At 33.6% G+C, this 26479-nt stretch carries 20 protein-coding genes, 3 pseudogenes and 1 riboswitch; of the genes and pseudogenes, 19 read left to right on the top strand and 4 right to left on the bottom strand.

All coding sequences use genetic code 11. The features are described 5' to 3' along the window. Positions 1-369: 369 nt before the first annotated feature. Positions 370-3501 carry a S8 family serine peptidase gene (locus ACFSFW_RS16050; protein ID WP_388039750.1) on the top strand — a complete coding sequence of 1044 codons (3132 nt, stop codon included), beginning with the start codon at positions 370-372 and terminating at the stop codon, positions 3499-3501. Between the two features lie 310 nt (positions 3502-3811). Then, positions 3812-3897, top strand: a riboswitch (cyclic di-GMP riboswitch). Positions 3898-3949: 52 nt separating this feature from the next. After that, positions 3950-4114, top strand: coding sequence for a hypothetical protein (locus ACFSFW_RS16045; RefSeq protein WP_304220091.1), 165 nt, complete (start codon positions 3950-3952; stop codon positions 4112-4114). 472 nt (positions 4115-4586) lie between these two features. Here ACFSFW_RS16045 and ACFSFW_RS16040 read toward each other — a convergent pair whose 3' ends face one another. Continuing rightward, positions 4587-5306 (bottom strand): hypothetical protein, encoded by a 720-nt coding sequence (locus ACFSFW_RS16040; RefSeq protein ID WP_388039748.1) that lies wholly within the window; start codon positions 5304-5306, stop codon positions 4587-4589. A gap of 585 nt (positions 5307-5891) precedes the next feature. Between ACFSFW_RS16040 and ACFSFW_RS16035 the strand changes: the two genes are divergently transcribed. The 17 genes and pseudogenes from ACFSFW_RS16035 to ACFSFW_RS24260 form a co-directional block, all read left to right on the top strand. Further along, positions 5892-6629, top strand: coding sequence for a YveK family protein (locus tag ACFSFW_RS16035; RefSeq protein WP_304220093.1), 738 nt, complete (start codon positions 5892-5894; stop codon positions 6627-6629). Further along, complete coding sequence (locus ACFSFW_RS16030; RefSeq protein WP_388039746.1) at positions 6619-7323, top strand: CpsD/CapB family tyrosine-protein kinase; 705 nt, start codon at positions 6619-6621, stop codon at positions 7321-7323. Before ACFSFW_RS16035 ends, ACFSFW_RS16030 begins: the two co-directional genes overlap by 11 nt. 202 nt (positions 7324-7525) lie before the next feature. After that, positions 7526-8296 (top strand): tyrosine-protein phosphatase, encoded by a 771-nt coding sequence (locus tag ACFSFW_RS16025; RefSeq protein WP_388039744.1) that lies wholly within the window; start codon positions 7526-7528, stop codon positions 8294-8296. A gap of 407 nt (positions 8297-8703) precedes the next feature. Beyond that, positions 8704-9588: pseudogene (locus tag ACFSFW_RS16020) on the top strand (UTP--glucose-1-phosphate uridylyltransferase). A 56-nt stretch (positions 9589-9644) separates the two neighbouring features. After that, positions 9645-10268 (top strand): sugar transferase, encoded by a 624-nt coding sequence (locus ACFSFW_RS16015; RefSeq protein WP_388039742.1) that lies wholly within the window; start codon positions 9645-9647, stop codon positions 10266-10268. Positions 10269-10317: 49 nt separating this feature from the next. Then, the gene (locus ACFSFW_RS16010) at positions 10318-11517 is read left to right on the top strand and encodes a glycosyltransferase family 4 protein (RefSeq protein ID WP_388039740.1); all 1200 of its coding nucleotides are present in this window, start codon (positions 10318-10320) and stop codon (positions 11515-11517) included. Between the two features lie 3 nt (positions 11518-11520). Further along, positions 11521-12537 carry a polysaccharide biosynthesis protein gene (locus ACFSFW_RS16005; RefSeq protein ID WP_388039738.1) on the top strand — a complete coding sequence of 339 codons (1017 nt, stop codon included), beginning with the start codon at positions 11521-11523 and terminating at the stop codon, positions 12535-12537. Between the two features lie 8 nt (positions 12538-12545). Then, a complete protein-coding gene (locus ACFSFW_RS16000) occupies positions 12546-13394 on the top strand; it encodes an SDR family oxidoreductase (protein WP_388039737.1) in 849 nt (282 codons plus the stop codon). A gap of 16 nt (positions 13395-13410) precedes the next feature. After that, complete coding sequence (wecB, locus tag ACFSFW_RS15995; protein ID WP_388039735.1) at positions 13411-14541, top strand: non-hydrolyzing UDP-N-acetylglucosamine 2-epimerase; 1131 nt, start codon at positions 13411-13413, stop codon at positions 14539-14541. Positions 14542-15244: 703 nt separating this feature from the next. Continuing rightward, positions 15245-16165: a glycosyltransferase family 2 protein gene (locus ACFSFW_RS15990; protein WP_388039733.1), complete on the top strand. Its 921-nt coding sequence runs from the start codon at positions 15245-15247 to the stop codon at positions 16163-16165. 168 nt (positions 16166-16333) lie between these two features. Then, positions 16334-17593, top strand: coding sequence for a glycosyltransferase family protein (locus ACFSFW_RS15985; RefSeq protein ID WP_388039731.1), 1260 nt, complete (start codon positions 16334-16336; stop codon positions 17591-17593). 88 nt (positions 17594-17681) lie between these two features. Next, the gene (locus tag ACFSFW_RS15980) at positions 17682-19097 is read left to right on the top strand and encodes an MATE family efflux transporter (protein WP_388039730.1); all 1416 of its coding nucleotides are present in this window, start codon (positions 17682-17684) and stop codon (positions 19095-19097) included. A 160-nt stretch (positions 19098-19257) separates the two neighbouring features. Continuing rightward, positions 19258-20514 carry an O-antigen ligase family protein gene (locus ACFSFW_RS15975; RefSeq protein ID WP_388039728.1) on the top strand — a complete coding sequence of 419 codons (1257 nt, stop codon included), beginning with the start codon at positions 19258-19260 and terminating at the stop codon, positions 20512-20514. 550 nt (positions 20515-21064) lie between these two features. Then, on the top strand, positions 21065-22390 hold the full coding sequence (locus tag ACFSFW_RS15970) for a nucleotide sugar dehydrogenase (RefSeq protein WP_388039726.1): 1326 nt from the start codon (positions 21065-21067) through the stop codon (positions 22388-22390). A 1275-nt stretch (positions 22391-23665) separates the two neighbouring features. Then, a pseudogene (locus ACFSFW_RS15965) lies at positions 23666-24187 on the top strand (peptidoglycan recognition protein family protein); the annotation flags it as partial. Between the two features lie 81 nt (positions 24188-24268). Continuing rightward, positions 24269-24481 (top strand): peptidoglycan-binding domain-containing protein, encoded by a 213-nt coding sequence (locus ACFSFW_RS15960; RefSeq protein ID WP_388040339.1) that lies wholly within the window; start codon positions 24269-24271, stop codon positions 24479-24481. A 244-nt stretch (positions 24482-24725) separates the two neighbouring features. Further along, positions 24726-24878, top strand: a pseudogene (locus tag ACFSFW_RS24260) (ATP-binding protein); the annotation flags it as partial. Between the two features lie 227 nt (positions 24879-25105). Here ACFSFW_RS24260 and ACFSFW_RS15955 read toward each other — a convergent pair. Genes ACFSFW_RS15955 through ACFSFW_RS15945 form a run of 3 tightly spaced genes read right to left on the bottom strand, consistent with a single transcriptional unit; the run spans position 25106 to position 26447 of the window. Beyond that, positions 25106-25390: a hypothetical protein gene (locus ACFSFW_RS15955; RefSeq protein WP_388039724.1), complete on the bottom strand. Its 285-nt coding sequence runs from the start codon at positions 25388-25390 to the stop codon at positions 25106-25108. 18 nt (positions 25391-25408) lie between these two features. Beyond that, positions 25409-25750 carry a hypothetical protein gene (locus ACFSFW_RS15950; protein ID WP_388039722.1) on the bottom strand — a complete coding sequence of 114 codons (342 nt, stop codon included), beginning with the start codon at positions 25748-25750 and terminating at the stop codon, positions 25409-25411. A gap of 40 nt (positions 25751-25790) precedes the next feature. Next, a complete protein-coding gene (locus ACFSFW_RS15945) occupies positions 25791-26447 on the bottom strand; it encodes a DUF8426 domain-containing protein (protein WP_388039721.1) in 657 nt (218 codons plus the stop codon). Positions 26448-26479 lie beyond the last annotated feature (32 nt).

Here is a 26479-nt window from a genome sequence, read left to right as displayed (position 1 = left end):
TATCATCGCCTTCATAACACCTGACCTCATAGAAATTTCGATATACCCGAACGGACTCATCTACAACCTGTACCCACAGCACTTCATCCCTTTACCCTACTGCATGTTCAAGGCAAAAACAATTCTGTCCCACTATTATCCTATCCTCCCATCCTCCAATTGTCCCGAAATGACAGGTTTCAACAATGCGAACACTCATTTTTAGCCTAATATTACTATGACTTTTAGTGCTAGTTCCAGAAATAGTAATTTAGTATAGTGTGAATATCCCGAAAATTTTGTATGATTTTGGGACCGAAATATTCGTGAGGGGGGACTATTTTTCGGATTTCTAGATTTTTAGTTTCTATGTTAAAAGGGAGGATGAAAATGGGGAAAAGAATCACAGCATTATTACTAGTTTTATTACTCGGATTTAGCGGTAGTGCGTTTGCATTTACTGGCTTTACACCAAAGCAGCTAGATGCACAGAAACCGACGAGTGAAATTGAAAACAGAGAGGCAACGGATGCACCGAACATTGACCCTGATCAAGAGGTTCGTGTGGTTGTCGAAATGAGCGGGGATGCTCCGATTGAGGTAGCAACGAAACAGGGTAAAAAGTACGATAAGCTATCAAAAGGGGAAAGAAAACAACTAGAAAAGGCTGCAAAGAATAAACAAAAAGCAGCAAAAGATAAGATTAAAGGGAAAAAAATTAACATTAAATATGAGCAAGAATTTGATGCTGTTGTAAACGGCTTCAGTGGAAAAGTAAAATACGGCGATATTGCAAAAATTAAAGAAGTACCTGAAGTAAAAGATGTATACATCGCAACTGAATATACGATTCCAGATGAAGAAGCAGACATGAAATACAGTAAAGAACTAGTGGAAGCACAGCAGGTTTGGCGTGAGTTCGGCTTCAAGGGCGAAGGGATGACTGTTGGAATCATCGATTCTGGTATCGACCCGTCTCACAAGGATTTTGTCTTATCCGAAAGTTCTTCAGCTGAATTATCAGAGGCGGACGTTAACAATGCCATTTCTGAGTTTGGCCTTCCAGGAAAGTTCTGGACTGAAAAAGTTCCTTACGGTTGGAACTACATGGACAACAACGATCATATCGTTGACGTAAATGCAGATACAAATATGCACGGTATGCACGTAGCGGGAACAGTTGCGGCAAACGGTGATGAAGATAATGGTGGAATTCAAGGGGTTGCTCCAGAAGCACAATTACTTGCTTTACGTGTATTTGGTGAAAATGTAGCAACTACTTACGGAGATATTTACATTAAAGCGATTGACGATGCAATTAAGCTAGGTGCAGACGTTCTTAACATGAGTCTTGGCTCTACGGCTGGATTCGTGGATGGGGAATCAGCTGAGCAACAGGCTGTAACACGTGCCGTTGAAAATGGGGTAATGATGTCCATTTCAGCGGGTAACTCAAATTATTTAGGAAGTGGCTCTAGCTTCCCTTATCCATATGCGTCTAACCCTGACTATGGTGTGGTAGGCTCACCAGGTGTATCCTATGATTCACTTCAGGTTGCATCATATGAAAACACGAATATGACGGTGGATGCAGTAAGCGTAAAAGTGGGCGAGAACGAACCAACCCAAGTGATGTACTTATCTGCAAGTCAAGCGAACCCAGAAGGTGGGACAAGCTATGAACTAGTGGAGGCTGGCCTTGGAACTCCTGAAGATTTTGTAGGTAAAGATCTGGAGGGAAAATATGCATTAGTTCAGCGCGGTGCGATCGGTTTCGTCGATAAAGCACTAAATGCGCAGAATGCAGGTGCCGCAGGTGTGTTCATCTATAACAACACAAGTGGAACAGTAAGCATGGCATCTGATGCAGCGATTATTATTCCACAATTATTCATGCTAAAAGCAGACGGTGATCGTTTAGCAGCAGCACTTAAAGCAGGACAAACAGTTTCCGTTTCATTCGACGGAGATCAAATGTCTATTCCAAACTCAAATGCTGGAAAAATGAGTGACTTCACATCTTGGGGGATTACACCAAACCTTGATTTCAAACCAGAAATCACAGCCCCAGGAGGACAAATTTACTCAACAATCAATGACGATAAATACGGAATTAAGAGTGGTACATCAATGGCGGCTCCACATGTATCTGGTGGTTCGGCATTAGTACTTGAACGTGTTGACAAAGAATTTGGACTTGAAGGTGCGGAGCGATCCAAGCTTGCAAAGAAATTCTTGATGAACACTTCTAAACCAGTTGAACTTGAAGGAGTACCTGTATCACCACGTCGTCAAGGTGCTGGTCTCATGCAGCTTCATGCAGCATTCACAACACCGGTGACAGTGACAGACCCGAACACAGGCGAGGCAAAAATAGCACTTAAAGAGGTAAAGGACAATGTCGTTACATTCTCTTTAACAGCTGAAAACTTATCAGATCAAGCTGTATCGTATGAAGTAAATGCAAGTGCTCAAACAGATACTCCTGTTAATGCAGGAATTTATGTATCAGCACCAAACCTATTTGGCTCATTAGATCTAGGTGCAGTTGCAACGGTTAACGGTCAAGCAACTAGCACAATCGAAGTACCGGCAAATGGGAAAACTACATTTGAAGTAAAAGTTGATGTAAGTGAGTGGGATGAAGATTTAACATCGATTTTCACAAATGGGTATTGGTTAGAAGGCTTTGTAAAATTAACGGACCCAACAGATACGAACCCAGATTTAGTCGTTCCTTATGTAGGTTTTAAAGGGGACTGGAATGCAGCACCAATCTTTGACGCTCCACTTTGGGATGAAGCTACTTACTATGGAACAACAGGTGTGTTGTCACATGTTGGTGGAAGCAGCTACGAATACTTAGGTGTTGACCAAGCAACAGGTGATATTGATACAAACCTAATTGCTATCTCACCAAATGGAGACGGAGTGAATGACGGTGCAACTTATCTGTTATCGCTACTCCGAAATGCAAAAGAATTAAACTTATCTGTGATCAATGAAGATGGCAAAGTTGTAAAAGAAATCAAGACTGAAGAATTTGTCCGCAAAAACTACTATGATGGTGGACAAGGCCCTATGTACTACCTATTCTCCGACTGGACATGGGATGGTACAATGCACAATGGTAAGAGAGCGCCAGAAGGTCAATATTACCTTCAAGCAGAAGCAACTCTTGACTATGAAGGTGCAAAAGCACAAACGTTAACATTCCCAGTGAAACTAGACGTAACAACACCTAAGGTAAAAACGACATTAGGTGCAGATGGAAAAACAGTTACAGTTGACGTTTCGGATAAAACAAGTGGAGTTGCTTACTGGTACGTAGAAGTAGATGGCGAACCTGTTACTGAAACACCATATGTAAATGGAGAAGCCGTACACGTGCTAGCACAGCCTGCTACTAAAGACCAAACAGTAACAATTGTAGCAGTAGACAACGCAGGTAACGTAACCGAAAACGTAGTAAAAGTAGGAAGCAAAGGCAACAACGGAAACACAGGAAACAAGAAAAACTAACAAACACAGGGTACTTTATTCCACGAAAACTAGCAATCAAGCATTGGTTGCTAGTTTTCTTATGTGAAAAAAAGTGCTGGTGCCCAGGCAAAAAAAGCATAAACGCAATTATGCATACCTACTGCGCAATTACTCAATATAAAACGCAATTCCACGTTTCTTCCTCAATGAACCACTCAATCATTATTAAAAAACGGCCAAAATCGACAAATTTCACCTACAAAAGTACTATTTATATCAAAAATAGGTCAAAAGCCCCTTTTAATAGATTCGCACCCTATCCTATAGTAATAATGAATCATACATAAATCGTACGAAATGGCAAAATCATTGAAAGATGATGACGCAAAACTAGAGGGGCTACGGTCTTTTGGACTACGCCAGCCAGTTCCCGAACACGAGGCTCCGTCGATTTATGTCTACAAACAAATCGAAAGGAGAATTATGCATGAAAAAAGCAATATACAAAGCAAAGTACTATTGGCATAGCATGCAATTTAACAAAAACCGAACACTACTAGAGGGTTGCCGCTCTTCACAATTAAAACAAACCATTGAATCAAAAATGCAATATCATGAGCGCGAGGCAATCAATACCATCTCAAAATTTTAATACTCCTAACCTTTCAAAAACCCAGGATAAAATAACGTCTGGGTTTTTGGTCGTGCTTATCTCACAACTTGAAAAATTTAAATATGGTTGCTACAACCCACAAAAATAATCGTCAATACACGAATTTTATAGAAAATTTAGATTACTCTATTCGTTTCACAAATTGAAAGGGGAATGTGCATGAAAAAAGTCTTTTACCAGGCAAAATATTTTTGGCACAGCATTCAATTTAGCAAGAATCGAACACTATTAGCGGATTGCCTCTGCCAAGATCTAAAAACAGACATCGAATTAAAAATGCACTACCATGAGCGCGAAGCCAGCAATTACATAGCTAAACTCTAAAACACCTAATAATGTAAACGCTATAAAACCAGGACGTTCCATCTCAGTACTCGCAGATCCATTCGCTATAAATCAACAAAAAAGGAATGACCTAACGTCCAGGTCATTCCTTTTACTTCCTATTATATTAATACCTTCTTCTTCTACCTCTAAACAGCCAATAAAATCCACTAGAAACGAGTACAAGAATCAATAATCCAAATAGACTCATACCTACAATAAAAGTCGTAGACGTGCTGTTATCAGGTTCTACCTTTGTATTCTTAATTAGAGTATCCATTTCGACAACTTCTTCTTCGGGTTCTTCAATCACTTCAGGTTCTTCTACTATCTCTACATCCTCATCTTCGATGGATTCAACAGCTTCTTCATCCACTTCATCGACCGCTGGAGTTTGGTCTTCTTGAATCGGTTTAGGTTTATAAGTAGGTTTGGCTGGTTGTTTTATGATTGTTTCCTTAGGTTTCTCTTTAATAGTAGTTGGAGGCTTTGGAGCCTCATTTTCGTCTTCGGACGGCTGAGGAGGTTTAGGATCTTTTGGTTTTGGTTGTTCCTCTTCAGGTTTCGGTTTTGTTGGCTCTTGTTGCTCAGGCTGAGGGGTGGGCTTAGGTGAAACCTCGGGTTCTTTCTCCGGTTCAGGTTCTGGAGCGGGTTCAGGCTCAGGATTAGGTTCTGGGCTTGGCTCCGGATTTGGCTCATGCACAGGTGTTGGATTAGGGTTCGGATTCGTAATGGCCTTCTCCCCAGAATCAATCGGCTTCAATGCTCCATATGCGATACCAGGCGAAATATATGTAATCACCAAACTTATAATAAGAAATAGATAGAATAGGTTTCTTCTCTGCAAATCAATTACCCCCACTGATGTAAAAACTATACCTATTCTACCATAAATATCCACTCCATTTATTAAGAAAAAGTAAAAAACTCGACAAATGTCATTTGTCGAATTCTCCACCAATCAGCTCATTCAAACTTTTGAAAAAATCTGCAGCCACTGCAAGCTCTGCCTATCTGTTTCCTCGTAACGGGGTCTATAAAATAGATTTTAGAATATCCACAGACGGTACATTCCATATCTTGAAAAACTTCACGGGGACCAAACACTACATCTAGGACCAATTCAAATGCCATATCTACTAAACCACTTCAAAAAAAGTTTTCTTGAAAATAGAATAATCTCCGCAGAAATTTGCTGTTTCTTGTCTAGTGTGAAGGAGAATCTATCGACAGGATACAAAGGAATAGAGGTGTGGAAAAAACACTTTGAAGACACTGGGACTTGGGCACGTCCACCTTTTCTAAAGTACCATTTGGGAAAAGAGGTACAAAGTGCCATAAAAATTTACACGAATACTGTAGATATTTGTAAATTCGTTGTTTATAATTACTTTTAGACTTAACTAACCGACAAACGTTACAGGAGGACAAAATGGAAGAAACAATAAGCTTAAAAGAAATATTCCAAACGATTCGAAAGCGTCTTTGGTTAATTATAATGATTGCGGCTGTGGCAGTGGCGACAGTTGGAGTTATGAGTTATTTCTTTCTAACACCAATCTATGAATCTTCTACTCAAATTCTAGTGAACCAAAAAACCTCGGATCAACCATACTTAAACCAATCCGATATCAGAACAAACATAGACCTAATTAATACGTATAACGAAATCATTAAGACGCCTGCAATTTTAGACCTTGTGAAAGAAGAGTTAAATCTAACTGAATCATTAAGTGAGATCATTACGGTTGGAAGTTCAAATAACTCACAAGTAATGAAAATTACAGTTCAACACACAGATCCAAAAACAGCAGTTGATATCGCGAACACAACAGCCAATGTATTTAAAGAAGAAATCGTGAAAATTATGAACGTTGACAACGTAAGTATTCTTTCACCAGCAGTGTTAGCCGAAAATCCAGTACCAGTAAAACCAAATCCAATGCTGAACATGGCAATTGCCTTAGTAGTTGGACTAATGGCGGGTGTTGGGCTTTCATTCCTTCTTGAATACTTAGATAACACAATCAAGACAGAGCAAGATATTGAAAAACTACTTGAGCTTCCAGTATTAGGTGCAATTGCTCAAATTGACCTAGAGGAAGAAGCGGCTAAAGCTCAAGAAACAAGTCAACGTAAAAGAGGAAGAGGTGATTCTGTTGGTGCGTAAAAAATCAAATCGGAAACAATTTCAATTGCAAAATCGTAGTCTAGTCACAATGCTAAATCCGAAATCCCCTATTTCGGAACAATATCGTACCATTCGAACAAACATTGAATTTTCTACAGTAGATGAAGACATGCGATTAATTATGGTGACATCTTCTGGACCAGGTGAAGGTAAATCAACCACAACGAATAATATTGCAGTTGTCTTTGCACAGCAAGGGAAAAAAGTATTATTGGTCGACTCGGATTTACGTAAACCAACAGTTCATTATTCTTTCCGTGTAGATAACCATAATGGATTAACGAATGTGTTAACAAAACAAGAAAAGCTTGAGCATGCCATAAGAGAAACAGACCAAGAAAATCTTTATGTCTTACCAAGCGGGCCAATACCACCAAATCCTGCCGAAATGCTAGGTTCTAAAGCGATGGACCAATTACTTAACGACGTGAAAGATCTATTTGATGTGGTTGTATTTGACACACCACCTGTCCTCGCGGTATCAGACGGACAAGTATTGGCGAATAAAGTAGATGGTGTAGTCTTGGTTGTAAGTAGTGGTAAAACAGAAACAGATGCAGCCCTTAAGGCGAAAGAGACATTGATGAATTCAAAAGCAAAATTACTAGGCGTTGTTTTAAATAATATAAAGAGAACGGAAAGCCAATATTACTATTATTATGCTCAAAAATAAGATTCTTACTTAAAATAAGTGGGGAAATCGATAAAGAAGGAAATGTTTATCTTGTGTAAATATTTCCTTTTACCGTATTCGGCACAATTCGACAAATTTCCCCCGTTTCTTTAAATATACTACTGTGGTACTATAACATTTGTAAGCATTTTGGCAGTATAATTTGTCGAAAAGTAGTACATGTTAAAAGGAGGCGATTGCTATGATTGATATACATTGTCATATACTACCGCATCTTGATGATGGGGCTAAAGACCTATCCGAAACAATTGAGATGGCGAAGGAAGCAGCTCAGGAAGGCATTACAAAGATAATCGCAACTCCTCATTATAAAAAGAGAGAATACGAAAATTCAAAAGAAAAAATCCTACAGGTTGTTGAGATGGTAAATAAAGAAATATCTCAACAAAATATCCCCATTACAATCTTACCAGGACAAGAGCCACGGATCGATGGCGAGTTACTACAGGACTATAACAAAGGCGAAATATTTTCACTAAATAACGGTGGGAAATATCTGTTTATCGAGTTTCCAAGTGGCCATGTACCGCGCTATGCAGAGCAATTATTATTTGATATACAATTAAATGGACTTACACCTGTTATAGTTCATCCTGAACGAAATAGTGAACTAATAGAGAATCCTAAGATTTTGTATAAGTTAGTGAAAAATGGCGCATGTACACAGATTACAACATCAAGTGTTACGGGGCATTTCGGTAAAAAAATTAAAAAGTTTTCGTTGCAATTAGTCGAATACAATTTGACTCATTTTGTGGCTTCAGATGCTCATAATCTATCAACTCGACCGTTTCGAATGAGAGAAGCCTTCGATGTGCTAGATCGAGAGTTCGGAGTTTCAGCCGAATACTACTTTAAGGAAAATGCAGAGTTATTAATTGAAGGTAAATCTGTCATAAAAGACACACCTGAAAGAATTAAGCAAAAGAAGCTGTTTGGATTATTTGGTTAATATTCTACTTTTCGATTGTGTGCTTTATTAATGTAACGGGATAAAGTTATGTATTTATAATTAATCAAAAATATCTACCTACTCTATCATACTAACTAATACAAAAAAGAGAAGTTCTAAGTTCCTACTTCCTTCTTGGCGAATATTGGATAAAAACTGAATTGCGCTTCATTTATACCATTTCTGATAAATGGTCATGGTGATGTCTCCTTACCACTATCAATGGAGATACTCGATCTCATTGTGGGGTAAATGCCTTAGACGCAAGTCGTCAATAGTGCTGTGAGGGTGGGGTAGATACCTAGTTAATCATTACTTGTAAAAATAGGTGTCTTCTATTTAAAAATAGTAGAGACCTATTTTTATGGTTTATAAATTAAAGTATTCACATGTAGGGGAGAGTGAAATTGGAAAAAGTAAGTAATGCGATTATTCCTGCTGCAGTTCTAGGGACAAAACTTTTACCTGCTACAAAAGCACTGCTAGAGGATATGTTACCGATTGTTGATAAGCTAGACTTCAAATCTATCGTAGAAGAAGCAATGGAATTCGGTATTGAAGATATCATTATTTTAACTGGCAAAGGAAAAAGTTTAATCGAGGGTCATTTGATAACTCATTTGAACTGAAAAAAATTTAATCGAGAAAGAGAAATTTGATTTACTAGAAAAGGTTACCAATCATCTAGTGTTGATATACATTACATCCGTCAAAAAGAACCAATAGGTCCTGGGCATGCCGTATGGTTTGCAAGAAAATTCATAGGTAATGAGCCATTTGTCGTTCTTGAAGGTGATGATATTATACAACCTAAGACACCATGCCTAAAACAATTGATTAAAAAATAAAACGATCCATTATCATCTGTGATTGGAGTTCAAAACGGTTCCGGAATCTGAAACACATCGATACGGAATTATTGATCCATTATCAAATGAAGGAAGACGTTATCAAGTAAATCAATTCGTTGAAAAGCCAAAACAAGGTACTGCAACTTCTAATCTAGCAATAATGGGTCGTTATATATTGACTTCAGAAATCTTCATGTTTTTAGAGCAACAACAGCTTGGTGGGGGATGAGAAATTCAATTAACCGATGCAATACAACAAATAAATGTAATTCAGGTGTATTTGTCTATAATTTTGAAGGAAAAAGGTGCGATATAGGAGAGAAATTTGGCTTTATTTAAACAAAAATTGAAATTGCCATGAAGGCTCCAGCAGCATTAAGAGTATACCTACTATCATTTATGGAGGAAATAGTAAAAGAAGAAATCCTAAAATTAAAGTAAAGATTATTTAATAATATTTGTTTCCTGTTTTTATGGAACACAAGGGGGGGAGAAATTTGTTCTATAGAAAGTATATAAAGAGATTAGTAGATATATCATTGTCATTATTTGCATTAATTGTTTTATTTCCATTGTTTGTTGTGATAACTATCGCAATTAAAATTGATTCAAAAGGACCTGTGTTTTTTAGGCAAAAACGAGTGGGCAAGGATAAAAAAGATTTTCAAATATATAAATTTAGAACAATGCACCTGGATGCACCTAAAGACATGCCGACATTCATGTTGGAAAATCCGGATATTTATATAACGAAATTAGGTAAATTCTTACGCAAATCAAGTTTGGATGAATTGCCACAAATTTTGAATATTTTAAAGGGGGATATGAGTATAATAGGACCTCGTCCTGTTATACGAAAAGAGGTTGAATTATATAAGGAACGTGAAATACGTGGTGTCTATAATATTAAACCTGGTTTAACAGGACTTGCGCAAGTTAATGGCAGAGATGTTATAGCATTGGTAGAAAAAGCAAGACTTGATGGTTACTATGCAGATCACATTTCTTTTTTGTTAGATTTAAAAATATTTATTACAACCTTAATTTATGTTATTAAACTAAAGGGGGTAAGAGAAGGGGCGCCACTACCAATAGAAAAAGAGAAAACAAAAACTATATAAGGTATTAAATTAAAGTTCTTTTGTAACTTAATTAATTGGGGAGAAAATAATGAAAATACTTGTGATAAGTCAACATTTTTATCCTGAACAGTTTAAAGTAAGTGACATTTGCTTTCGATTAGCAAAGGAAGGGCATGATGTTACAGTCTTAACGGGTCTTCCAAATTATCCAAGTGGAGTAATCGATAAGAAATATAAGTGGTTTAAAAACCGTAATGAAAAGGTTAAAGGAGTAAATATCTTGCGATCTTGGCTTATCGGAAGAGGCTCTGGTAATTTAAAGTTGTCTGTTAACTATCTTAGTTTTGCATTAGCAGCTACTTTTAAATCACTGTTTATAAAAAAAGATTTCGATTTAATGTTAGTTTATCAAACTTCTCCAGTAACAATGGCATTGCCAGGTGTGTTATTAAAAAAACTAACTAAGAAGCCACTTATAATTTATTGTCATGATTTATGGCCAGAGAGTATTGCTACTGTAGGGATAACCAAGGATAGCGTAGTTTATAAGGTTTTATTTATTATAAGTAAATGGATTTATGGTAATGCTGATAAAATATTTACAAGCTCCAAATTATTTGTGGAGTATTTTAATAACACTCTAGGTATTTACAAAGAAACAGTCTATCTTCCTGTATATGCGGAAGACTTATTTGACAATATTACAGCTAATAATATGGCTAGTGATTCAATTAATTTGGTGTTTGCTGGAAACGTTGGAAAAATGCAAAGCGTAGATACAATAATATATGCAGCTAATGAACTAAAAGAAATGAAAAATATAAAATGGCACATTGTAGGTGATGGGTCAGCAAAAAATACGTGTGAAAAACTTAAAAATGAATTGGATTTAGAAAATGTTATATTTCATGGACAACATCCAATATCTGAAATGCCACATTTCTATCGCATGGCGGATGCCTTTTTAATAACTTTGAAAGAAAATAAAGTGATTTCATATACCTTGCCGAATAAAGTACAATCATACATGGCAGCAGGCAAACCAATTATTGGTGCAATTGACGGAGAAACTCAAGAAGTAATTAAAACTGCAAACTGTGGTTTATGTTGTTCTTCCGAGGATTATAAAAGTCTTGCAAAAAATGTGAAGGATTTTGTAGAGAATAAACAAATGCATAGAGTTTATGGAGAAAATGCAAAAAAATATTATGAAGAAAACTTTTCAAAAAAAATATTTTTTACAAGATTAAATAATTTACTGAAAAATTCAAAAAAACAAGAGGTGTAATAGATGTTTAATAATAAAACACTACTAATAACTGGAGGAACTGGTTCTTTCGGTAATGCTGTGATGGAAAGATTTTTAGATAGTGAAATAAAGGAAATTCGTATTTTTTCTAGAGATGAGAAAAAACAAGATGACATGAGAAAGTTTTATAAAAATAATAAATTGAAATTTTATATTGGGGATGTCAGGGATTTAGCAAGTGTTAAAAACGCAATGCACGGGGTGGACTATGTATTCCATGCGGCTGCACTTAAACAAGTACCTTCTTGTGAGTTTTTTCCATTGGAAGCAGTAAAAACAAATATAATAGGAACAGATAATGTTTTAACAGCAGCTATTGAATACGGTGTAAAAAAAGTAATTTGTCTTTCAACAGACAAGGCAGCTTACCCAATAAATGCAATGGGGATTTCAAAAGCAATGATGGAAAAAGTTTTTGTTGCAAAATCTAAAACAGTTGAACCTGATAGGACTTTAATTTGTGGAACTAGGTATGGTAACGTAATGGCTTCTAGGGGTTCAGTTATCCCTCTATTTGTTGAACAAATTAAAAGTGGTAGGCCATTAACAGTTACAGATCCACATATGACTAGATATTTAATGAGTCTTGAAGAAGCTGTTGATTTAGTTATATTTGCTTTTCATAATGCACAGGCTGGGGATATTATGGTACAAAAAGCACCGGCAAGTTATATTGGAGACTTAGCAATAGCGTTAAAAGAAATTTTTAAAGTTGATAATGAGATTAAAATAATTGGTACTCGTCACGGGGAAAAGTTATACGAGACACTTTTAACAAGAGAAGAATATGTGGTAGCAGATGATATGGGTGGATTCTTTAGAGTTCCTGCCGATAAGCGCGACTTAAATTATGAAAAATACTTTGAACAGGGTAATGAAAAACTATCTATTGAACAGGAATATAATTCCCATAATACGGAACGATTAAATGTTGAACAAATAAAAGAAAAGTTAATGCAGCTAGATTATATAAAAGAAGAACTTAAAAAGTGGTTGTAGGTGGATGTATGAAAATTTTAATATTAGGTGCAACTGGTATGGCTGGTCACGTGATAGCTATTTATTTTAAAGAACAAGGACATGATGTTACAGCTTTTACAAGGCGGGCTTTTCCTTATACTAAGAATATTATTGCAGATGTGACAAATTTAAAAGCATTAGAAGAAACTGTTGTTAAAGGTAAATATGATGTAGTCATAAATTGTATTGGCATATTGAATCAATATGCTGAAGAAAATAAACCTCAAGCAGTATTTTTAAATAGTTATCTACCTCATTATCTAAGTTATATAACAAGGGAACTTAAAACAAAAATTATCCATATGAGTACCGATTGTGTTTTTTCTGGTAAACAGGGAAACTATAACGAAAAATCAATTAGAGATGGAGAAACTTTTTATGACAGGTCCAAAGCATTAGGCGAACTAGAGAATGACAAAGATTTAACGTTTAGAAACTCCATAATCGGTCCAGATATGAATGAAAGTGGAATAGGACTTTTTAATTGGTTTATGAAGCAGAATGGTGAAATAAATGGTTTTACAAAAGCCGTTTGGACTGGGGTAACAACTATAACATTGGCAAAAGCAATGGAAAAAGCAATAAATGAAAACTTAACTGGATTATATAATTTAGTTAATAATCAATGTATAAATAAATTCGATTTGCTTCAGCTTTTTAATTTACACTTGAGAGAAAACACAATTAGCATTCTACCTAGTGAAAGTGTGAGGGTTGATAAATCACTTGTTAATAACAGAAAAGACTTTACATTCATTGTACCAAGTTATGAACAAATGGTTATTGAAATGAAGGAATGGATACTCAATCATAAAGAGCTTTATTCACATTATTAAAAAAAGGATGAGCATAATGTTACGGAAATTAAAATTAATGACAATAGTGGGAACGCGACCTGAAATTATTAAACTTTCGGAGACTATAAAAAAGTGTGATCAGTATTTTGAACATATTTTAGTTCATACCGGGCAAAATTACGATTATAACCTAAATCAAGTGTTTTTTAAGGAGTTAGGGCTTAGAGAGCCTGATTATTATCTTGGAGTTGTTGGTAAAAACTTAGGGCAAACTATGGGGAATGTACTAGCCAAATCCTATGAAATTATGCTTGAACAGAATCCGGATGCAGTATTAGTCCTAGGTGATACGAATTCATGTTTAAGTGTAATATCAGCTAAAAGATTAAAGATTCCCATTTTTCATATGGAGGCAGGAAATAGATGTTTCGATGAAAACCTTCCAGAGGAAATTAATAGAAGAATTGTAGATCATACTAGTGATGTTAACCTTTGTTATTCTGAGCACGCTAGGAGATACTTGCATTCCGAAGGTGTTGCAAAAGAAAGAACGTATGTTGTAGGTTCACCTATGACTGAAGTTCTAAACGCAAATATTGAAAAAATTAAATCGAGTAAAGTATTAGAAACATTAGGATTGCAAAAAGAAAAATATATTTTACTTTCCGCTCACAGGGAAGAGAATATAGATAATGAGCAAAACTTCATGGAACTAATGAATGCCGTGAATGCTATGGCTGAATTTTACAAAATGCCAGTTATCTATAGTACTCATCCGAGAAGTAAAAAACATATAGAACAACGTGGTTTTAAATTTCATCCCAATGTAATGAGTTTACAACCATTTGGCTTTTCAGATTATAACAATCTTCAGCGAAATGCCTTCTGTGTTGTTTCAGATAGTGGAACTCTTGCGGAGGAGGCATCATATTTTAAATTTCCTGCAGTCTCAGTTCGAACTAGTACTGAACGACCTGAAGTGTTTGATAAAGGTAATATGCTAATCGGTAGTATTTCAACTGAACAAGTACTTCAAGCTGTTGATATGGCAGTAGAAATGAATTCTACTAATGATTTGGGAATTGATGTAGATAATTATAATGATGCTAATATTAGTGTGAAGATTGTAAAAATTATTCAGAGTTATACTGGGATTGTCAACAAAATGGTGTGGAGGAAAAATTAAATATTTACAGAAACAAATTATTTTAAACAAATACTGTAAAAAGAATAAATTTAAATATTATATTCATTCAGGTCAACTCATTAAAACATTGGATAAGACGACATACAAAGTGAGCGTTAGAAATAGAGAAAAAGTGTTTATTGCATTGTGAAGTATACATCAAATCTGTTTAATATAGAAGTAGATAACCTCATGAAATGAGGTAGAGAATAATTGGTGTGATAGGAGTTCTGAGCATAAAATGGAATGCACTAGGATTTGAAGTAGTCAAAGAATTTTCCATAGTATCGAATTCCTATTACTTCTTTTTTATTGCGAAAGTTCTGGATGTTATTTTCGTTTTATTCTTTTATTATGAAGTTATCGTTAACTATTATAGGCAATACTTTTATGTGAAATTTGTCGGTACTCTAAAATAGTTAAAGGAATCTCGTTTTCTTATATACGGCATTTCTTTTTTTAGTTCAAGGTTACATCATAGTAGTAAGACGAAAATTAGTAATGAGAAATATTGTTATTACTATGTAGAAAATAAATTATAGCTTTTTGCACATTTGAATTTTTAAAAAATGACTGGGGAACAAAACGCTATTTTTACACTTTCGGATATTTTCAAGAGAGTTTTGATAGATATTAAATTTTTTTAGTATAAGTGAATTTGAAACAAGAAGAATGTGTTGGGGAGTGTAGTAGGGAGGTCACTATGAATTGTAATGTGAGTGTTATAATTCCATTTTATAATAATATTACTTGGTTAATTGATGCTGTTGATAGTGTATTAGCTCAAACATATCCTGCCAATGAAGTAATAGTTGTTGATGATGGATCAAAAGAAAATATGGATAACTTTTTAAAAAAATATAAAGAAAAGATAATATATATAAAAAAGGAGAATGGGGGACCAGCAACTGCACGAAATTTTGGAATTGAAATATCAACGGGCGATTATATAGCTTTCCTAGATTCGGATGATATTTGGCTTCCGAATAAACTAGAGGTGCAGATAAATTTAATGGAAAAATATAAAGTAAAGTGGTCTCATACCTCTTACGAATTGTTTGACACCGATAAAAAGGAGAATAATACCCTTAAAGTTGTAAGTGTAAAAGAATTCAATGGAATGATATATCCCAAAATGTTAATGTCAAATCCTTTAGCTACCCCTAGTATAGTTATTAATGGCGATTTATTAAGAAATAATCCTAATCTACGATTTAATAATAAAATGCGTTATGGCCAAGACCAATACCTATGGCTAAATATCGCTCCTGAAAATAATATCTTATCTATTGACGAGGTTCTTGTAAGAGTTAGAATAAGAGGAGGTAATGCAGCATTACGAGCGAGAGTTCAATTACGAGCAAGGTCTATAATATGGAAGGTTTTGAACCATGATAAAGATAGATTTAAGATAAAAGAACTATCTAAACTTGCTAAATTAGCTTTTATTTTGTCTCAAATCGGAACAAGTGTACTCTCGTTCTTTGAAAAGATAACTAAAAACTCTACCATTATAGAATGGATATCAAAGTTATTGTACGTAATACCGTGGATTTTATTCAAGAAGGAGTATAGAACTTATATATCAAAAAGTCAAAAACAATTTAAATGCAAAAAATTCTGACTGTTATTAAATTACAATTTAGTTGACGTTCTCACCTATTATTTTAATAGTACTTGAACAATATATATTTGAAGTTTTTAATCTTTGAATATCTTGTTGTAATAAATTCTATTATGTTATTTGTGTAATAAAAACACAAATATTTATATATTAAGGGGATATTAATGTATGAAACATATAGTATTAATGATGAGAAATTATTACCCCTATTATTCTGCTGTCGGAGTATGCTTGAAAAATGTGGCAGAAAATTTATCGCCTGGTAATAAGATTACCATTATTTGTGAAAAGACCGACCTCGATGATGCAGATAAAGAAATATACAATGGGCAAAATATTATTCGTATAATTTCAAAATCTACAAAATATAGAAAAAGGCTTTTAAAGCTAAAAGGCTCTTCTAATTTATTTGTAAAATATTTTGGGAGTTTACTGAACATCTCGTATAGAACTATGGAATATTTAAAGTTTATTTTATCTAAATATAGTATTCAGAGAGAGTTAATTGATGATTACTATAAGGCATTAGAAAGTATAAATGATCCTATTGACATCATTGTCCCGTCATGTATGCCATTTGAAACAATTTTGGCAGCAACAATGTTTAGAGAAAAAAATAAACAAATTGAAGTCATACCTTTTTTGTTTGATAAATTTGCAGAGAATGGTACCTTACACCGATCAAGATTAAATAAAAGAGTAAAAATGAAATATAACTTATATTTAGAAGAAAAGGCATTTGAAAAAAGTCAGAGAATATTATTCACACCTTCTTGGGAAGAACATTTAAAGAAAAACTTTCCATTAATGGATTATAAGTTTAAACCAGTAGAGCATCCATTATTAAAGAAAATAGAATATAATGAATTAGATACTATCGATAAAAATGAAATGAGTGTTGTTTATACTGGAACAGTTTTAAAAAATAGTAGAAATCCAGAACCAACATTAAAAATAATTGAAAAGATTATTCCAATTTGTCCCGAATTGAAAGTTCATTTTTTTGCTATGGGAAATGCAACTGAAATAATAAAGGATTTTGAAAAAAAGAATAAAAATAATATTACTTTTCATGGACAAGTTAAAACGGAAATTGCTCATTCTGCTATCCTGAACAGTAAAATATTATTATCAATTGGAAATACTGATATAACACAAACACCAAGCAAGATATTTGAATATATTTCTAGTTGTAAACCTATCATCCATATTGCTGTATACGATACTGATCCAGTACTAGATATATTGAAGTCCTATCCATTGGCGTGTTGCGTTTGTTTGGAAACCGATTCATTTGAAATGCAGGTTGAAAAGGTAAAGAACTTTATTACCCAGAAAAATTTTAATGAAGTTTTATTTCAGGATTTGGAGAAAATATATTTTAATGCAATACCTAAATTTTCTGCAGATTTAATTGTAAATAAATAATGATTTATGCTTAAAGTTAACTATTCAAAAGTAATCAATAAATGCATTGTTTGAATAGTAGAGACCTAAATAAATGAGAGGTTTTATAGTGAATAATAAAGCAAGGAATTTCTTTAATAATATTTCATATACTTTATCCTCTAACTTAATATCTCTTGTTGTTTCCAGTTTAATAGTGTTATTGGTCCCGAAGCTAATAGGAATTGAAGAATATGGATATTGGCAAATATATTTATTTTATTCGACATATGTTGGATTTTTGCATTTTGGATGGTGTGATGGGATTTATTTAAGGTATGGTGGCCAAAAATATGATGATCTAAACAAAACGTTGTTCTTTTCACAGTTCTATATGTTTGTAATTCTCCAACTATTTATAGCCGCGATTCTTTTATCAATCCCATTTTTTATAAATTTAAATATAAATAGAGAATTTATCTTTCAAATGATTGCTATTAATTTAATAATTACAAATATAAAGTCTATGTTACTATTTGTTTTACAATGTACTAATAGACTAAAAGAATATGCGAAAATTATTATTGTTGAAAAGATATTCTATTCGATATTAATCACCTTCTTCTTATTTTTAGGTAGTAGAGAATATGAGTTAATGATAATAGCAGATTTATGCGGTAAATTCCTATCATTATTATATTCAATTTATTTTTGTAAAGATATCGTATTTAAGAAGATAACCTTTTTTTACTTTAGTCTAAATGAGACAATAAAAAACATTTCTACTGGCATTAAGCTAATGTTTGCTAATATTGCTAGTCTGTTGATTATTGGAGTAGTAAGATTTGGAATTGAACGTACATGGGATGTAAATACATTTGCAAAAATATCACTTACATTAAGTCTATCAAATTTTCTAATGATTTTTGTTAACACAATAGGGATAGTTATGTTTCCAATACTAAGAAGAACTGATGAAAAAAAATTACCTAACATTTATTTTACAATTAGAAATGTCTTGATGGTATTTTTATTGGGCTTTTTGACACTTTATTATCCCATTAAAACTATATTGTTATTATGGTTACCTCAATATCAAGAAAGTCTCAAATATCTGGCCATCCTATTTCCAATGTTCTTATTCGAAGGGAAAACCTCTTTATTGATTAATACTTATTTAAAGTCTTTGCGGAAAGAAAAAATAATTTTAAAAGTTAATATGATTACTCTAAGTCTAAGTATTATAATTACATTTTTATCTATAATAACTATTAAGAGTTTAGATTTTGCGGTAATATCTATTGTTTTGCTATTAGCAATAAGAAGTACATTGTCAGAGGTTTATCTTAACAAATTTTTAAATTTAAAAATATTAAAGAACATTGTTATTGAAATGATCATGTCTATTGTTTTTATAATTTCTAGTTGGTATTTAAATTCTGGGAGTTTAATCATATATGGGATAGCATATTTAGCATATCTATTGATGAACAAAAAAAATCTAATTAACTCTTTATACAATCTAAAAGTTCTTTTTAAATTATGAAATTAAAAAAAATAATTTATCATTAGAAAAACCATAAAAAGGAAAGGTTTTGCATGATTGGTTTTTTATTAGAAAAGTAGAGATCTGTTAGTTATAGTAACAAAAACACCAATAATAAAGATGATTATTTGTTATCCATTTTATGGAGGAAAAATTTAACATGTCAAAAAATAGTAAAATCTTTAGTGTGATATATTGTATTCCTTTTTTTGCAATTTCTTTTTTACCTAGCCAATATGCAAGTTTTTTTAGATATCCCTCACCTTTAGGAGAGTTACGACCTGACTTTTTATTATTAACTTTTTGTCTGATATTTTTTATATTAATAAGCGCTGGCCAAATAAACTTAACCGCACTTAGAGAATTGACAAGTCTATTAATAATTAGTTTTATTTTTTTCGTTATGAATGTCTTATCAATCTATGTAAACGATCTGTCATTTGAAAGCTTTAGATATTCCTTATTTTCCTTTTTATTTTGCTTTGGTTTTTTAATCCTTGCCTCATTATCGAGGTGGAAAATTAATCATATTTTCGTATTGAAAATTTTTGCTTTTGCTTCTACTTTAGTAAGTATCATGGGCGTTTTGGAGTTTTTTCAATTGTTTGATCCATATAAACCATTATACTTGTTTGATAATCCGTGGTTTGGCTCTGGTAATACAATTCCAAGAATAGTTTCATCTATTGGAAATCCATTAGTTCTTTCTGGTTACTTGCTTTTAATAATACCAATTCTGTTTTATTTAAAAGAATTATCAAATTCTGAGAATAAATGGAATTTGTTGATTTTGTTGCATATACTAGCGTTATTTTTAACGCAATCACGTTCCGCTTTAATAGTTTTTTTGGTGATGATTCTGTATTTCTCCTCAAAAAGTTTTAACTCTTTTTTTAAAAATAGTTTTACTGCTTTAGCAGGGATATCAATATTTTTATTAATAATAAGTAATACAGGTTTTGGGCAAGAATTTGTTAATAGGTTGTTATTTAGGACAAGTTATGATTCCATAACAATTCGTGGAGATGCTTTTTCTTTAACAACATCTATTTTACAAAGTGGTTACAATTTGCTATTTGGTGTAGGTCCTAATATGGTTAATTCTTATATACAGAATAGTGGTATGACAAGTATACAAACCTTAGATAACGTTTTTCTAATGTTGATCTCCAGCGTGGGTATATTAGGTTTTATTCCATTTGTTTTATTGTTAATTTTTTTATTCATTAAATTTAATAGAATGGAGACATCATTAAAAAAAGTAGGAAATAGTTTGCTTATTATTTTTGTAGGAATGGGATTTTCCTTTAATGTAACTTATTATACGGCGGTTTGGGGATGTTTCTGGGCTATATCTAGTCTATTGGTAATGCATAATATGAATAACAAACTAAAGAATAAGAAGTTACATGTATAGAATCCTTATATGAACAAAACTCTAAATTTTAATAACATTGTATGAATGCTCGCTTATCTGTGTACTAAGTAACAAAGACATACTTAAGTAAGTTATTGCATTCTTAAAAAATATAATTTTTCACTGTCTGTGGACGGTCGTTCTAATTTTAGAGTATTATAAACAAATTTCACAAAAACAAATTGAACTTGATTATGTTTTACAGCAAGATAACGAGCATTGTTAAAGCTCAAGATATTCCATAGGATAAGTATTTACACGTTCTTCTGTTGTTGGATGCTTACAATGGTTACTGAGTTTTTGAATCTCGTGAAGTAGTGGGTTTTATTAAGAATATTAAAGGCAATGAAGGATTCTAATCCATTGGGTGAGACTGTGTAATATTGGATCCTTATCATAATCAGGATCTATGGTAATGAATGAAAACATTTTTTGACACATTAGTGAGGCACTCACCCTTTGTGGGAGTGCTTAGTTTAGTTATTTGTATTTGATTCTTATGTAAAGTAATGAAATAAAAAAGAAAATGTTTAACGGAGGAAAGTAAATTATGAGTGATGTTATTTTTAAGTTTAACCTAATAGACAAAATGTTTAATAAAACAGCTACATTAGGGGTTATTGGGTTAGGGTATGTAGGTTTACCCCTTGCGGTTGAAAAGGCCAAAGCAGGTTTTAAAACAATTGGCTTCGATGTACAGGAATCTAAAATTGAAATGGTTAATAACGGCAAAAACTATATCGGTGATGTTGTTAATGAGGATCTTGAAGAAATAGTGAAGTCAGGACTCCTTTCAGCAACGACAGATTTCTCTCTAGCTGCTCAAGCTGATTGTATATGTATTTGTGTTCCAACACCTCTTGATGAACACCAACAGCCAGATATCAGTTTTGTAAGAGCATCAGCTGAAAGCATTGTTCCTTACATGCATAAAGATATGTTAATAGTCTTGGAATCTACTACTTATCCTGGTACTACGGAAGAGCTTCTTAAGCCAATACTTGAATCATCAGGATTAAAATGTGGAGAGGATTTCTATCTTGCATTCTCACCAGAGCGTGTAGACCCAGGCAACCTAATTTATAAGACAAAAAATACTCCAAAGGTTGTTGGCGGTGTAACTTCAAAGTGTACTGATGTTGCAGCGGCACTTTACGAAAGTATCTTAGAAGCTCCAATTCAACGCGTTTCATCTCCCGCAATTGCTGAATTTGAAAAGATATTAGAAAATACTTATAGAAATGTAAATATTGGTCTTGTAAACGAGCTTGCTATGTTGAGTAACAAAATGGGTATTAATTTTTGGGAAGTAGTTGATGCTGCAAAATCAAAACCATATGGTTTCCATGCATTTTATCCTGGTCCGGGACTAGGAGGACATTGTATTCCATTAGATCCATACTATTTATCTTGGAAAGCACGCGAATATGGATTCCATACATCGATGATTGAATCTTCAATGATGGTTAATGATCGTATGCCAGAATACTGTGTCGAAAGAGCAAGTAAAATCCTAAATAGATCTAAAAAGGCAGTAAATGGATCAAGAGTATTAGTACTTGGTGTAGCGTATAAACAAGATATCGATGATTACCGTGAAAGTCCTGCACTCAGAGTCATTGCTGAACTTGAAAAAGAAGGCGCAGAAGTTGTTTATTATGATCCATATGTTGCCGAGTATCGTGAACACGGGAAAGTAAAACTAGGTGAAGTAGAACTAACAACTGAACTTATTGAAAGTGTTGATCTTGTTGTTATTACAACTGCTCATACTATGGTAGATTATGAATTCGTACAACAACATGCAAAAGCAATATTTGATACTAAGAATGCTATGAAGTACGTAAAAAATAGAAGTAATATTGAACTATTATAGTACAATGATTTTTATCCGTATAACAATAGTACTCATTGTTATATACTAATCTAATTTTAAGTTGAAGGGCAGATTTAAATAATGTTTAGTAACTTATTAGCTAGGGTGGGGCACTAAGGATTGGATAGAAAGTAAAAGTATTATATTATTTCGATAAGCTTTATTAGATTTTAGTGTTGTAATGTTTAGTTATTTGAAGAGATTATTAGAAATTGCGCAAAAGCAAACCTATGCTCCTCCATATTAAGCCCATTTTTTAATTTGTTGTGTTAATCAATGATTCAAAAAAGTCCTATAGATTAATTGTTTGATAACCTTGTAGGACTTTTTAAAATATACTAGTACAATTAATTATTGAAGCAATCTGTTTATTGCATAATAAAGTGTAGAGCTTTGCAACAGAAAAATGCAGAGTCCTGCACTTTATTTAATGAGTGTATAAAAAAGACTTGCAAGCCACCCCAAGCTTACTACATTAATTGTTTCGAGCAATTTTATGTGGAGGTAGAAAGGATGCTAGCAATGTCTGATATTAATTGTATCAAACACTTAAGTAACATAAAAGGAGTGTCAATAACAAAAACAAGGAAACCTTTGGAATGAATTGGAGGACAGCCTGTATTTAGCAAGTAATAAATGCATAAAACGGCAGACAAAAATGTAACACTTGCCAACAGTAAATTACTTCTGAATAATCGACTCCTTATACCGATGACTATCTCCATTATATACAATTGTAAACGCTAAAATAAAATAAACAGATTTTGCTCATTTCGAATGCACTTTTTCACCAATAAGCCATTTTTGATTACGGCCACGTGATTGTACCAAGCTTGCCATCTTTTTTACAAGTGTTCGCCTAGGAATTTACCACACAGTACCAACAGATTAACAAATCAACATAAAACCTTATAGATTAATAGTTTAATAAACTGTAGTGCTTCTTTATTAGAATTGTCTTTAAAATACTATTTACTCATTTTTCTTGCACCCTCAAAAATGTCCTGTTTGATTATGCTTAAATTATCCTCTGAAAATGGCAATCCCTCCGTGGCACTCAAACCAATCAATGTGGCTAAAAGCTCTAACCTACATTTACTTCTCCATAAAATTTTATTGAATCTTAATCCAAGCTAAGACACAACTTTTTAACGAAAGATGACTTAATATACAGTAAGCTATCCGAGAGGTAGCTCTTGAATTTTTGTAAAAAATCCATATTTCGATGTAACCCTGTTGAATTCACACACATGAATAGTTATTCATAATATATTCATAAAGGAGGGCTTAAGCTTGTACAACATTACTAGAGATTACATTAGGCTTGGTAATTCCCGCAGTGGTCAAAAGTTGCAAAGTGTACGCTTTATTGTGTCTCATGATACAGGCAATCCTGGTTCAACAGCATATAACAATTGGTCATACTTTAACAATAATCAACCTTCTGCGTCAGCCCATACTTTTATTGATGATAAATATATCTTAGAGATGATTCCGTTGAATGAGAAAGCATGGCATGTCCAGTATAACAAACCAATTGATAATCGCATGTTCGGTGAAGATGCGAATGATGCAGCAATTGGTGTTGAGCTTTGTTGGGGAGGAAAGATTAACTTTCAAGAAGCGTACAAAAGATATGTGTGGTATCATTCATATCTTTGCAAAAAGTTTAATTTAGACCCAAGAAAACATATTGTTGCACACCAAACCTTAGATCCAGAACGTAGATCAGATCCAAATAATGCTCTGAAAAGACATGGTATTACATGGGAAAAATTCATTGATGATGTTGTAAAGGATTTTCAATGGGAAACCAAAGTTTTAGGTGTATCGAAAGGAGACTTGTCTGTGCGAATTAAAAAAGGTGACAAAGGGGAAATGGTGAAGTTAATACATTTTTTCCTAGCTGCATTAGGATATACTCAAACAAAGCACGTCGAAATTGATGAGTATCAAGACTTTACTGTTGATGCTGTAAGAAGGTTCCAAGAAGACCAAAAACTTCGTAAGCCTACTCCGGGTGTAGTTGATTTTGAAACATTTAGCGCATTTGCCAAAGTACTACATGTATATTATAAAGATAGACTATAATCAAACAAATAAGTTATAATTTGCAAAAGTTTTGGGTATATAAGTAATGAGGACGTGATGAAATGCAACAAGAAGATAATTTTCCTAGGGGATTTTTCTGGGGAACATTTCTCAGTATTCCATTGTGGTTATCATTACTTGGCTGGATAAAGATTATGTTAAATGGATAAAGTAACATCGAACCAAGATTTCCTTTAGCGGCAGCCCTGTCTCATCCGAGGTGGGGCTTTTTTTCTTTAAATAAAGTTCAATCATTCTAACTTCAAATAGAAGTCCCGAGGAATGGACAGAATTATTAGGAAATCAAGGGACGATGACAGCGATTTTAGATTGACTGCTACACCGTGTGGAAATCATTCATATGGATAATGAAAATTACTGGTTAAAACATCAATAAAAGATTTTTGAGTAGCAAGAAGTGTTCAATGTAAATGAGTAAAAAATGTGGTTTGACGGTTACAAGTAGCTAGATATTCACCTTTTACATGTAATTACCAATGAACATCGACAATTTACAAGTTTATTAAGTTTTTGTGATGTAAGTATATAAGATATATATTACAGTATAAAGCGGGACAGACCTATTATAGCTACCAAATGGAAGCTAAAGATCTGTCCACTGAATTATCTCCAGTTAAATTGTGAACGCCCTTGATTGTAATCCATCTGAAGCTCTTCTAGAAGGGCTTCTTCGTACTGATAGCATCTTTTCGTTGAGGAATCTCCTGAGACTTTATTTTTAATCGTGATGGTTTTATGAGAGAGCATGTCTTCGTCTTCGGGAGAAAACACCTCATTGTTTGAGGTTCGGAAACTGTATTGAATCTTGTATGGTATTCTAATTTCATATTCTCCAATTTCATAGATATCTGCATTTCTGTACTCTTTTACATAATTCATCTCAGCCATTCGAGAACAATCCCTTCATTAGTTAATTTTAAAATATGTTTTTCCTTTTGCGTGGGGGTAATCTCCGAAGCACCATTTCTCTGGATGATCAATTATCACCTGATAAAGAATTTGACCATAGAATTTAGCCGCGACTTCATCATTCTTTCTACAAGCAATCCAAATAGGTTCATACAATGTACCTCTCCAGTCACTACCAGGAATCCAGCTTGAGGTATGTACCTCTCCACTATTAATAACGCGATTCAACTCATCTACAATTGCTTGATAGTCCTCATTTGAAAGGTTTTTCATTCTTTGATGAAATTCTCGCTTGTGTGCAACTTCTGTTATTTGAATACGTTCAACAGAAAATAACATCCTGATTCCCCCTAAAAGAATGATTAGAATTCTATAGCTTTTATTGTTTTGATAACTTGAGAATTGCTGTAGCTGCCTTAATTTGTATTTCTTGGTCATTTGAATTAAGGGCTTCCTCCAATACTGCTTTCGCTTGTTGAATCGTCTCTTCGTTAAATATGGAGTCATTACCACTGTTTTGGCCTGGAGCTTCAACTAAGGCAAATGGGCTTCTTTCATGATCATCATCTACTGTTAGAAATGGCTCTAATTCCGTTTCTTCGAATGTTCCATGAAATTTGGTAATTATCCCTCGATTTCGTACAAATTCGAGCATCTTATGGTTTAAACTTGATTTGGCAATGGTTGCAGTCCAACGTACATTTCTCCGGTGGCACATGCCTTCTTCATTATCATAGGCAGGGTCATAATAGTAAGGGCCAACAATGCCAACATGTACAATAACTCTATCCGGAACCAAGACAACATCCTCATCCTCAATTGCATTAACGAAAGTGTTAATAGCCCCAGTATAAGCACCTAATTGCTGACCAGTATAACCATACGTTTCTTCAAGTCTTCGACGGATCTCATCACGGTCTGAATTTGACAAGTCCCCGATACCTGGCCAACCGATACAAACAAACCCCTCGTCGAGAAAAAGCTTTCCCCGGTTAATTCCGTGGGGGCGATTTTTTAATTGAAATACCTGGTTCAATATGAACACTCTCCTAACCTTTGGGTCTATAT

Origin of the sequence: Ferdinandcohnia salidurans, assembly GCF_042680725.1 — a bacterium.
Taxonomy (GTDB): domain Bacteria; phylum Bacillota; class Bacilli; order Bacillales; family Bacillaceae_L; genus Ferdinandcohnia; species Ferdinandcohnia salidurans.
The sequence above is the reverse complement of the archived record's forward strand: the minus strand, read 5'-3'. Positions and strand labels throughout refer to the sequence as shown.